Below are 11854 nucleotides of genomic sequence, written 5' to 3' on the forward strand. Positions count from 1 at the left end.
GATGCACGGCGACACCCGGCGCGCAACGCGTCGCGCACCGGCACGCACCGCTCAAAACGCGACGCAGCAGCGGCCGAAGGCTTCGCAGCGCTCGGCGGCCGCACTTGCCGTCGGATAGCGAGCTCGCGCGAAGCGGCGTCCATCACCGCGCGCACGGCACGCATCGACGCCGGGCACCCCGCACGCGTCGCCCGCCGCCGACGCATGCGAACGGTCGCGCACGTCGGCGTCTGCCGCGCAGGCGGCGCCGCCTGCGGCGACCGGCGACCACGCGGGGCTGACGGGCGGCGGCGGCGGCGCAAGCGGCGAGAATTCCTGTTCCGCGTGCACGACTTTGCCGTCGACGACCGTCAGCACCGACGACAGCGTCGGGATGCGCCGCACATCGATCGTGAAGTAATCGTCGCTCAGCACCGCGAAGTCGGCATACCGGCCGGGCACCAGCGCGCCCTTGCGGTGCTCGTCCGCGGAGAACCACGCGCTGCCGACCGTGTAGCGGCGCAGCGCCTCCATCCGGCCGAGCCGGTTGCGCGCCGGATACAGCGCGGTGCCGCCCACGCTGCGCCCCGACACCATCCAGTACAGCGCGACGAACGGGTTGTAGCTCGCCGCGCCCATCGCGCCGGACCCCGCGCCGACCGGCAGCCCGGCCGCGAGCATCGCGCGGAGCGGCGGCGCGCGCGTGGCCGCCGCCGCACCATGGCGCGCGATGAAGGCTTCGCCCTGGAACGCCATGCGCGGCTGCACGGTGATGCCGCCGCCCAGCGCCGCGACCCGCGCGATATTGGCGTCCGAAATGGCCTCGCAGCGGTCGAAGCACCAGCGCAGCCCGTCGAACGGCGTGTCGCGGTCCACCGCTTCGAACACGTCGAGGAAGCGGCCGATCGATTCGTCGTAGGTCGCCTGTAGCCGGAACGGCCAGCGATGATGCACGAGCAGCCGGACGACGGCCGCCAGTTCGACCTCGACGGACGCGGGCAACTCGACGCGCGGTTCGAGGAAATTCCCGAGATCGACCGCCGAGAACAGCAATCGCTCGCCCGCGCCGCTCGCGCGCAGGAACGCGTCGCCGTCGCCGGGCGCGGTCAGCGCGATCCATTTCGCGAAATCATCGAGCTCTCGGCCCGCGTGCCGCGCGCCCAGCGCATAGGCGATGCGCGTCGTCAATTCGCCGCGCCGCGCGAGCGTCGCGACCGCCGCATAGTCGTCCGGATACGCGAGGCCGTCGCCGCCGGCGTCGATCGCGCTCGTCACGCCGACGCGGTTCAGCGCGTGCATGAACTGCCGCGTCGAGTTGACCCGGTCGGCCGCATCGAGCGTCGGCGCGCGGGCGAGCACCGCGCCCAGCACCGCCGGGTCCGGACGCGCGAGCAGCAGCCCGGTCGGCCGCCCATGGCGGTCGCGCCGCAGTTCGCCGCCGGGCGGATCGGGCGTGTCGCGCCCGTAGCCGAGCGCGCGCAGCGCGGCCGCATTCAGCCACGCGCTGTCGGCCAGATGCTGGACGAATACCGGCGTGTCGGGCGCGATCGCGTTGAGCTCGGCCGTCGTCGGCCCGCGCTTTTCCACGAACTGCAGCGCGGTCCAGCCGCCCGCCACGCGCGCCCAGTGCGGCGCGGGCACGCGTCGTACCTGCCGGCCCAGCAGCTCGAGCGCATCGGCCAGCGACGGCACGCCGTCCCAGCGCACCTCGAGGTTGAAGTTCATGCCGCCGCGGATCGCCTGCAGGTGCGCGTCGATCAGCCCCGGAATCACGGTACGGCCGTGCAGGTCGATACAGGCGGTGTCGTCGTGCGCATGGCGCAGCACGTCGCGATCGTCGCCGGTCGCGACGATGGTCCCGTCCTTCACGGCGAGCGCACGGACGAACGAGCGCTGTTCGTCCTGGGTCGCGATCTTGCCGTTGAACACGACGAGGTCCGCCGAACGCGCGGGTTCCGTCGCTCTAAGCACCGTCGGGCCTCCGGTGCGCGCCTGCGTGCGACGCGGCGCGGGCCGCCCTGCTGCACGTCGAACGCGGGAAAGCGGCCGCACCGCTCGCATCGGCATGCATGCTGCGATCGCGCGGCCGCGCGGCCGTACCGGGTTCGCGCATCGTCATGCCGCCTGCTGCGCCGCGTCGGCGGTATCGCGTCGCGCGCGCGTCAGGCACGGCGCGAGCGGCGCACCCTGACGCACGAAGCTCTGCACGCGCAGCAAACGGCGCACGTCGTGGGCGCGCGAATGCGGATCGAAGTGCCGCGCGACCCCGGCGACCAGCGCCGACGCCTGCGCGGTGTGCCCGCGCTCGATCAGGTGATCGGCGAGATCGAGCGAGCTGCGCAGCGCCCACATCGCGGCGCCCTGCGCGTTCGCGGTCTGGATTGCCATCTGCAGATGGCGATGCCCGTCGGCCTCGTACGCCGCGGCGAGATCCGCGCCGACGATGCGCGCCTGTTCCAGCATCGCGACGCCTCTCACGCGCAGCAGTTCGGGGACGAACAGGTGCTCGCCGTGCGCGCGGCAGCGTGCGAGCGTCGCATCGAGCCGGGTGCATGCTTCATCGGCGCGGCCGGTCCGCACGAGGCCCTCCGCGTATGCAACGGTCAACGGCGCGAGCACGCGCCGGAAGCCGCTCGCCTCGACGCGCCGCAGTGCGGGCTCGAGCCGGGCGAGGCCCGCGCCGGGATGGCCGGCCTGGATGTCGAACTGGCCGGTCAGGCATTCCGCGTGACTGCGCCAGATGTCGAAACCGTGTGCGTCGGCGGTCGCGCGCAGCGTCGCGAGATAGTCGGAGGTGATGTCGTGATCGCCGTAGCGCAGCGCGATCGGCACGGCGGCCGCGCCGAGCACGATGCACAGCGGGAGGGGCGACGGGTCGCGGCGCGCATGCTCGACCGCTTGCGCGGCGACCCGCATCGCGTGCTCGGGCTCGCCCTGCATCCAGAGCAGACGGATCAGCATCGTGCGCCCCAGCGTCGCCATGTCGACGCCCAGCGCGGCCTGCGCGCACGGCGGTTCGCCCGCGTCGGCCAGCTCGGCCGTCGCCGCCTCCAGACGCTCGCGCGCCTGCGCATGCTCGCCGAAGTAATGCAGCGACGTCGCGACCATCGTGTTGGCCAGCAACCGCTGCGACCGGTCGCCGCGCCGCTCGGCCGCTCGCTCGAAGCGCGTCGCGTAGCGCAGCGATTCGTGAATGTCCGACAGCGTCAGCATCGTGTTCCACAGCCCGACCAGCGCGCGCGCGTCGAACGCGTCGTCGCCGATGTGCGCGGCGAGACCGAGCGTGCGGTCCCACATCGCGGCGGCGGCCAGTGCGTCGCCGTCGGTATGCAGCAGCGCCGACGCGCAGGCCGCCCGCAGCCGCATCTCGCGCGCGGCATCGACCGGGCCCGTGGCGTCCGTGTCCAGCCCGTCGAGTACCTGGCGCGCACGCGCCGTGCACGCGCGCATCCGCGCCGGCTCCAGCAGCGCGCGCGCCAGCCGGTCGGGCTCGGGCACGCCCGCGGCTTCGGCGGCGTCCGCCGGTTCGTCCACGGCCGGCGCGGGCGCATCGGCAGGCGGCACGTCGGCGAGCAGCACGGGCGCCGCGGGAGGTGCACCCGCCCGCTCGCGCTCGTACGCCGCATGGCGCGCGACGATGCGCTCGAATTCGCCCTCGTTGTGCAGTTTTTCCAGCGCGTACGCGCGCGTCGATTCGGTCAGCCGGTAGCGCGCATACGCGCCATCGAACTCGACGGTCACCAGCGATTTCGCCACCAGCTCGCCGAGCACCGCGATCATGTCCGCGGCCGAGGTGCCGGGCTCGGTCGCGACCGCGCGCGCGGCATCGAACGAAAACGGCCCGATGAAGCACCCCATCCGGCGAAACAGCGCGCGCGCGGCCCGGTCGAGCAGCACGTAGCTCCAGTCGAACGTCGCGCGCAGCGTCTGATGACGCGGCAGCGCCGAGCGCAGCCCGCCCGTCAGCAGGTTCAGCCGGTCGTCGAGGCGCGACGCGACGACCGCGAGCCCGAGCGTCGCCACGCGCGCCGCCGCCAGTTCGATCGCGAGCGGCAGCCCGTCGAGGCGCCGGCAGATGTCGCCGATCAGCCGCACGCCGGCTTCGTCGACCACGCAATCCGGCGCGGCCGCGCGCACGCGTTCCAGGAACAGCTCGACGGCCGAACAACGGACGATTTCCGCGGCGGACGCGTTGCCGTCCGGCACCGCGAGCGGGCTCATGCGCAGCACCGCTTCGGCCGAGATGTGCAGCGGCTCGCGGCTCGTCACGAGCACGCGCAGCGAGCCGGCGCTCGACGTCAGCGTTTCGACGAGGCTCGCCACCAGATCGACGATGTGCTCCGCGTTGTCGAGTACCAGCAGGCAGCGCGACGTCGCGAACGCGTCGCCGATGCGGTCGATGGCGGGCACGCCGGGCGTATCGAGGCCGAGCTCGGCGGCGAGCGCGATCAGCATGTCGTCGCGCGTCGACGCGCGCGCCAGTTCCACGAACAGCACGCGCTCGTGCGCGCGGCTGCGCACGCCGTGCGCGACGCGCACCGCAAGACTCGTCTTGCCGATGCCGCCCGCGCCGACGAGCGTGATGACCGGCGTGCGTTCGAGCATGTCGACGATCTGCGCGATTTCGGCGTCGCGCCCGACCAGCGGCGCGAGCAGCGACGACGTGCAGGCATCCGGCAGCACCGCGACGGCCGTCGCTTCGGCCGCGGGCACGAAATCCGGGCCGGGCGATGCGCTCGCGACCAGCAGGTAGCCGCGCCCGGGCACCGTCTTGATCAGGTCGCGGCTCGCGCCGAGCGCCTTGCGCAGCGTGGCCACATGCACCTGAAGCCGGTTTTCCTCGACGATCAGGCCCGGCCAGACCGCGTCCATGATGTCGTCTTTCGACACGACCGAACCGCTCGCGCGGTGCAGGACTTCGAGAATGTCGAGCGCGCGCGCGCCGATGCGCAGCGACGCGCCGTGGCGGCGAATGTCGCGTTGCTCGAAGTCCACCGACAAAGTTCCGATCTGGATCATGGCCGCCTCCGGGTTCCTCGGGATGGCTGGCGAATGAACGCGGCAGTTCACCCGGCAGGAGTCCGCGTCCGGCGCACCCTTGCACCGGACGAAAAAGTCGAATTCCGGACCGAGTGTAGACGGGCATGCCGTGAAAATCTTGAAGGAAAATGCGCTGCCCGCGCGTTTCGCGCGGACGCGATCGGCACGATCACTTGCGTGTAAAAGTGGGGCGCTATACTCTGCCGGGCCGCGCGCGCAGGCGTTGCGCCGGGAGATACACTCACCGCGCACACGCATTGAAAGCAATTTGTCAGGATGGCGAGCGGACGTTTATGCAAATTCATTTTGAACGTTCGCGTGCGCATCTAAACTGGACTCGTCATTTCACGCTCCGAGTCCCTCGCTGGGGAATTCCATGTCAGACACCGTCATCGCCGCGCCGGTGGCATCGCCTCCGCGGCGGCCAAAAGACACGCTCGGCTGCGTGTCGAGCCTGCTGGCGAAGGATGTCGAGACGACATCCGGCGGCCTGAAGCTCCACCGCAAATGCATGCGCGAAGCGCACGTCGAACGCATCGAGATGCCCGCGTGCGACCGCGGCTTCCTGGTCGGCGTGTCGCTGACCGGCGGCCACCGCCGCACGCTCTACGGGCGCGCCGGCGCGAGCGAACGCCGGTTCCAGCATCACTCGATCTACATTCGCGATTTTTCCCGTCATTTCCATGCCGACCTGTACGGCAACTTCGACTTCGTGCTGGTCGAGCTGCCGCATGCGTATCTGGCACGCATCGGCCCCGAGCACGGCGGCAGCCCGGTCGACGGCCTCACGTGCCGCGTCGATGCGCGCGACCCGGTGCTCGGGCATCTCGCGCACGCGGTGGCCGACAGCCTCGACACACCCGGCCCGCTGAACGCGCTGTTCATCGAACAGGTCGGGCTCGCGATGGGCGCGCATCTCGTGCGCCGCTACGGCAACGCGCGCACGCGCGAGCTCGAGCACAAGGGCATGCTGTCTCCCGCGAAGGTCGCGCGCGCCCAGGAACTGCTGATGGAAAAGGCGGATCTCGGTGTATCGATCGAGGAAGTCGCGAACGAATGCGACCTGTCGCGCGGGTATTTCATCCGCGCGTTCTCGCGCACCACCGGCCGCACGCCGCACCAGTGGCTGCTCGAACAGCGCGTGATGCGCGCGCGCGAGCTGATCGAGACGTCCGACATGACGCTGGCCGACATCGCGGTCGCGTGCGGCTTCGCCGACCAGAGCCATCTGAACCGCCTGTTCGCGCGGATCGTCGGTCATCCGCCCGGCGCGTGGCGGCGCGCACGGTCGCGCTGACCGGCATGGCCGCACGCCGGGCCGTCACCGCACCGGCGTCGCGTCGTAGTTGACCGGCACCCAGTCGTATTGCGCACCGTCGCGGCGCAAATGCCCGAGCCCGGGAAACGCGATATGCGCGGCACCGACGAGATAGCGTCGAGCGGCGACGCGCTTCAGCGTGTCGCGCCGCGTGCGGCGGGCCGTGCCGGCATCGCTGTCGTACTGGACCGTCGCGTCGACGTCGCGCAACTGGATCGCCGCCACGTGCACGATGTCGCCCCACGCGAGCAGGCCCGCGTGGCCGCTCTCGATCAGATAGGCCGTATGGCCCGGCGTATGGCCGGGCATCGGCACCGCGCGAATGCCGGGCGCGAGCGTCGCGTCGCCGCGAAACGTCTTGAAGCGGCCGGCCGCAACGTAAGGCGCGACCGCCGCGGCCGCCGCATCGAAGAACGACGCGAGGAACGCCGGCGCGTGCGCCTTGTTGGCCGGATCGAGCCAGTACGCGGCCTCGAACGCGTTCACCCGCACGACGGCATTCGGAAACGTCATTACGCCATTCGACGCAATACCGCCGACGTGGTCCTTGTGCAGGTGCGTGAGCAGCACTTCGTCGATCTGCGCGGGCGCGTAGCCGGCCGCGCGCAGATCGTCGAGCAGCTTGCCGCAGCAGTCGCCGTACAGCGTGCCGGCGCCCGCATCGACGAGAATCCGCTTCGATCCGGTATCGACCAGGAACGCGTTGATCGACCCTTGCACGGGCGGCTCCAGGAAGGCGCGATCGAGATCGCGCCGGATCTCGTCCTTCGAGATGTCGCGGAACACCGTATCGACCGGAAACGGATGGGTGCCGTCGGACAGCGCGATCACCGTGAAGTCGCCAATCTTCTGCCGATAGAAGCCGGGCGGCTGCCGGCCCGCGGCAGCGGCTGGCGTGGTGGATTGCGTTTCGGGTTGCGCATCGGCGTAGGCGTCGGGCTGCACGCCGGCCTGCGCAAACGCCGCAGGCGCCAACAGGCCTGCGCACCCGGCCACGATCAGCAAACGAGCCGCTTGCGCGACGCACGCGTGTTGGAACAGGGTCTTCATGCGATCTCCGTGACGAACCGTGCGCGCGCCGGGCCACGAACGGCGCGACCCGTGCAACACGCGATGTCGCGCAGCTTATCGGGCGCCTTCGCGAAAATCCCGCGCGGCGCCTGAATTGTCCTGAAGACCCGGCACGCGCGCGCGGCGGCCGCACCGGCCGGCGCTAGAATGCGATCCGCATGCAACGCGACGTTGCAACCCGCCCAAGGGCCTGTTCCCGCTAATAACGGGCTTGCGAACGTGCCTTTCCGCCCGTCCCCCAAGGGGACTTCCTTCGGGCGCAGGCAAGGAGAGAGGAGGCGCAATAGCCGTAGCTATTGCAACGACGAACGACGCCGCCATGCGGGCGGAAAGGCACGTTCCCCTGTTTGGAGAAAATCGTTCGTGGGGCTGGCCCCCAGCAGGGCCGATCGCCGCGTCATGCTCCTCGCGAATACGTCGAGTATTCGCTTCGTCGCAATCCTTGCGCTCGGCCCTGCTGGGGGCCAGCGCAAGCCCGTTATTAGCGTGAACAGGCCCTAACAACCCCATGGACAAATTCTCCGCGCTGCGCGCATTCGTCGAAGTCGCGGAAGCCGGCGGCTTCTCGAGCGCGGGGCGCCGGCTCGATCTCGCCGCTTCGTCGGTCGTGCGCGCGGTGGACGCGCTCGAGGCCTCGCTCGGCACCGTGCTGCTGAACCGCACGACGCGGCAGGTCACGCTGTCCGACGCGGGCGCCGTCTACTATGCGCGGGCGAAACGCGTGCTCGGCGAACTCGCCGATGCCGACGCGCTGGTGGCCGACCGCGGCGACGCGCCGTCCGGCCCGCTGCGCGTGTCGGTCCCGGTCGCCTACGGGCTGCGCCGCCTCGCGCCGCACGTCGCCGCGTTCGTCGCGCGCCATCCGAAGCTCGACCTCGACCTGCAGCTCACCGACGAACGCGTCGATCTCGTATCCGCCCGGATCGACGTCGCGATCCGGCTCGGCGACGCCGCGCCGACCGCGGAAGTCGTCGCGCGGCCGCTCGGCACGTTCCGGCGCTACGTGGTCGCGAGCCGCGCCTACCTCGACGCGCACGGCACGCCCGCGACGCCGGGCGAGCTGGTCGATCACGCGTGCCTGCGCTTTCATTTCGGCGTCGACCAGCAGACGTGGACGTTCGTGGGCGCGCAACGCACGACGCAGGTCGTCGTCACCGGGCGGCTGAAATCGAACCACAGCGAAGTGCTGCGCGAGGCCGCGCTCGACGGCGCCGGCATCGCGCTGCTGCCCGACTGGCTGGTCGATACGGACCTCGAAGCCGGCCGCCTGCAACGGTTGTTCGATCAATACGACGTGACGCCGGGCTCGGCGCGCGCGGTGATCACCGCGCTGTACCTGCCGAACCAGCGCGGCTCGAAGCGCGTGACCGCGTTCATCGATTTCGTCGAATCGCTCGCTCGCGCGCAGCCCTGATACGGGCGGCGCGGAGCGATGCCATGCGTCACCAGCCGAACTTCGCTTCCATCCCGACGTAGTCGGCGTTGCGCGCGCCGAGTGCGCGAATCGACGAGCCGAGCTGGAAGTGCACGGCTTCGAGCGCGAGCGCGACGTTCGCGTTCACGAGCCAGTCGACGCGCGCCTGCGCGTACATCCCCGTCCACGCGCCGCCCTTGCCCGCCGTGCCCGGCACCGCCGACATCCCCTGCCCGTAGATCGCGTCGGCCGTCGTCTGCCGCCACTGGAAGCCGACGGCGGTGAGCACCGTCACCGAGCTGGCCGGCTTGAAGGTCAGCGACGGCTTCACGTGGATCAGGTTGCTGTACCCGGTATAGCCGGCGAGCGTGAAGTAATAACCGTTCGGAAACATCGGGTTGAACGTGCCGACGCGCCCGTCGCCCGGATGCGCGTCGCCCGATGCACCGTCGACCTGGATGCCGATGCGCGGCGTGCCGGCCGTCTTCGCGAACGTGTAGCCGCCCAGCGCGCCGAACGCCCATGCGCCGAGCGTGTCCTGTCCGACGTGGCCGGTCTGCAGCATCGCCTCGACGTCCCAGTCGAACCCGTCGGTCTTGCCCGCGTAGCGCATGTCGAACACGTCGCGCCGCTCGGTGCCGGACGCATCCGGATAGCGCGCGTTGTCGCGCGTATAGCGCGACCAGTACGCGGACAGGTCGCCGGGCCCCGTGCCGGTGCGCTCGACGCGCACACCGTCGAATCGCAGGTGCCGGTTCGACACGTCATCGAACACGGCCGCATTGCGATACTGCACCGGGCGCGTCACATAACCGATCAGCCGCCATTTGCCGATTTCGTAATCGGTCCACAGTCCGTCGTACGCCTGCCGCACGTTCGGACCGTCGCGCACCGACACGAAGCGCTGCAAGTCGAACGCCATCTCCTGCCGGCCGATCCGCGTCTTGAACGTGCCCGGCCCCAGTTGATCGACGTACGCGACGAATGCCTGCTCGAGGTCGAGCTGATCCTTGTCGACCGGGCCGACCGTGTCCTTGCCAAACGGCCGCGCATCGACGAACTGCACGAACGCCTGGAAGTGCCCGCGATAGCGCAGGTCCGCGTGCACGTTCGCGCGCTGGATCACGTAATTGTCGTCGTGCGCGGCGCCGAGGCCGAACAACGGTGCGTTGTTCAGTTCGAAGCGCTCGCGCAGGTTCGCGCCGAGCGACAGGTAGGTCGACGGATCGTCGCCGAGCCGTATGTATTTCAGCGCGTCGAACGGCTTGCGCGGCACGCACGGATTCGCGAGCACCGACCAGTCTTCCTGCCAGCGGTTGAACGACACCGTCGGGCGTTTCGCGGTACACGACGCCGCGGCGGCAGCCGGCGACGCGGCCGCGCCGGCCGCCGTCACACCGGCATCGGCCTCCGCGCCGACGGCCGAACCCGCATGCAACGCGGCGCCGCCCGCCAGCACGACGCACGGCAGCGCGCCGCGCCACGATCGCTTCATCGGCCGGCGCACCGTCATTTCGACCGCGCGTGGATTTCGGCGACGTAGCCGCCCGGGAACTGCACGAGCGCCGCGTCGCGGCCGTCCGACTTGAACGGCGGTACCAGCACCGTCACGCCCGCGGCTTCGGCCTGCTTCAGCGTCGCGGCGAGATCGGCCACTTCGTAGCCGGTCATTTCACGCCCGAACGGGTACGGCAGGTGACCGTCGGTCGCGAGCACGGTCATCTTGCCGAAGCCCGATTCGATGCGAATGCGGCGGTACGTGTCGTTCGGCCGGCCGATCTCGATGCCCGGCGCATGGCGCACGTCCGACACGATCTTGCCGTGCGAGAACGCGGCGAAGTTGCGTGCGAGCTTGCTCGCGCTTTCCGGCGACACGTACACGCGATTCTCCGGCACGGTCTGCAGCGCGTCGTAATTCGGCGCCTGCGTGTGCCAGTACAGCTGCATGTTCACGCCGCCCGGCCAGCGAACGATCGCGTCGCGCCCGATCGGGTCGGGAAACGTCGACACGACGATGTCCGCGCCATGCGCACGCGCCGACTTCACCGCGACGTCCATGTCGGTCACGAGATAGCCGGTGCGTTCCTCGCAGAACGGATACGGAATCGGCGTCTTGAAGCCGAACACCGAGATCGTACCGACCGGCGTCAGCACCAGTTGCGACATCGTCTGGCTCGGCGTCGGCGTGACCTGGAACACACCCTGCTTCGACTTCTTGCCGCCGAAGGTCGCGACGAAGCTGTCGGTGAAGCGGTCGAAGTCTTCGGGGGCGACGCACACGTGCGTCGTGTCGTACTGCGGGCCGACCGCAATGGCCGGCGACCGCGCCGCGGCGGCCGGCGACGCGATGTCGTCGAGGTGGGTTTCGTCGGCGAGCGCCGGCGTGCCGGCCAGCAGCGCGGCGAGCACGGCCGACGCCGCGGCGGTGATGCGCAGCAGGTTGCGCAGGTTGAATGAACTCATTGGTTTTCTCCGTGATGTTGACGCGCGCGGCCTGGCGCCGCGCGCGGATTCTGATTCAGCGGGATGCAGGCGACTCATCCGGGCGGCCCGGACGACAGGCGAAAAACACGCGCACCGCGAGCGGCAGCGTGCGGACCCATGCCGGCGAGTCGCGAGCGGCGGGCACGCGATATCAGACCGCCCAGCACGAGCACCCGAACGCGCCCCAGAAGCCCTTCGCGTCCGACGTCGGCAACGTGCGGCCCCATGCGCCCGCGTGCGCATGCTGGTGAACGTTGCATTCGTTCGCGCAGGCGCACATCGCGGCGGCCGCCGCGCGTTGCAGCGGCGCGCCGTTGCGCTGCGTCGCACCCCAGCCGCCATAGCCCCCGAACTCGCGCACCGGCGACCAGTCGGGCATCGCCGGCGGGATCGGTGCGTCGTGCGACGCGAACGGCCCCGCGCCCCATACGATCTTCCCGTCGACCACCGTCAGCAACGCGGTCGTGCCGGCGATATCGTCCTCCGCGCACCCGAAGAAATCGCGATCCGGGACGATCAGGTCGGCGAGCTGTCCCACCGCGATGCGT

At 70.6% G+C, this 11854-nt stretch carries 7 protein-coding genes and 1 pseudogene; 2 read left to right on the plus strand and 6 right to left on the minus strand.

Annotated elements, in window-relative coordinates:
• Nucleotides 1-51: 51 nt before the first annotated feature.
• Both JMF86_RS33735 and JMF86_RS33740 read right to left on the minus strand, forming a co-directional pair.
• Nucleotides 52-1950 (minus strand): amidohydrolase, encoded by a 1899-nt coding sequence (locus JMF86_RS33735; protein ID WP_374039689.1) that lies wholly within the window; start codon nt 1948-1950, stop codon nt 52-54.
• A gap of 144 nt (nt 1951-2094) precedes the next feature.
• Nucleotides 2095-4998, minus strand: a complete 2904-nt coding sequence (locus tag JMF86_RS33740) for a winged helix-turn-helix domain-containing protein (protein WP_201317367.1) — start codon at nt 4996-4998, stop codon at nt 2095-2097.
• Between the two features lie 397 nt (nt 4999-5395).
• On the opposite strand from JMF86_RS33740, the gene JMF86_RS33745 reads away from it, so the two are divergent.
• Nucleotides 5396-6316: a helix-turn-helix domain-containing protein gene (locus JMF86_RS33745; protein ID WP_053526121.1), complete on the plus strand. Its 921-nt coding sequence runs from the start codon at nt 5396-5398 to the stop codon at nt 6314-6316.
• Between the two features lie 24 nt (nt 6317-6340).
• Here JMF86_RS33745 and JMF86_RS33750 read toward each other — a convergent pair whose 3' ends face one another.
• Nucleotides 6341-7387 (minus strand): MBL fold metallo-hydrolase, encoded by a 1047-nt coding sequence (locus JMF86_RS33750; RefSeq protein ID WP_201317368.1) that lies wholly within the window; start codon nt 7385-7387, stop codon nt 6341-6343.
• 529 nt (nt 7388-7916) lie between these two features.
• On the opposite strand from JMF86_RS33750, the gene JMF86_RS33755 reads away from it, so the two are divergent.
• Nucleotides 7917-8822 carry a LysR family transcriptional regulator gene (locus JMF86_RS33755; protein WP_011545679.1) on the plus strand — a complete coding sequence of 302 codons (906 nt, stop codon included), beginning with the start codon at nt 7917-7919 and terminating at the stop codon, nt 8820-8822.
• A gap of 28 nt (nt 8823-8850) precedes the next feature.
• On the opposite strand, the gene JMF86_RS33760 is transcribed toward JMF86_RS33755, so the two are convergent.
• The 3 genes and pseudogenes from JMF86_RS33760 to JMF86_RS33770 form a co-directional block, all read right to left on the minus strand.
• Nucleotides 8851-10317 (minus strand): alginate export family protein, encoded by a 1467-nt coding sequence (locus tag JMF86_RS33760; protein ID WP_011545680.1) that lies wholly within the window; start codon nt 10315-10317, stop codon nt 8851-8853.
• A gap of 14 nt (nt 10318-10331) precedes the next feature.
• Nucleotides 10332-11285, minus strand: a complete 954-nt coding sequence (locus JMF86_RS33765; protein WP_011545681.1) for a VOC family protein — start codon at nt 11283-11285, stop codon at nt 10332-10334.
• Nucleotides 11286-11457: 172 nt separating this feature from the next.
• Nucleotides 11458-11854, minus strand: a pseudogene (locus JMF86_RS33770) (amidohydrolase); the annotation flags it as partial.

It is taken from the genome of Burkholderia sp. E168m15, from assembly GCF_016586105.1.
Lineage (GTDB): Bacteria > Pseudomonadota > Gammaproteobacteria > Burkholderiales > Burkholderiaceae > Burkholderia > Burkholderia orbicola.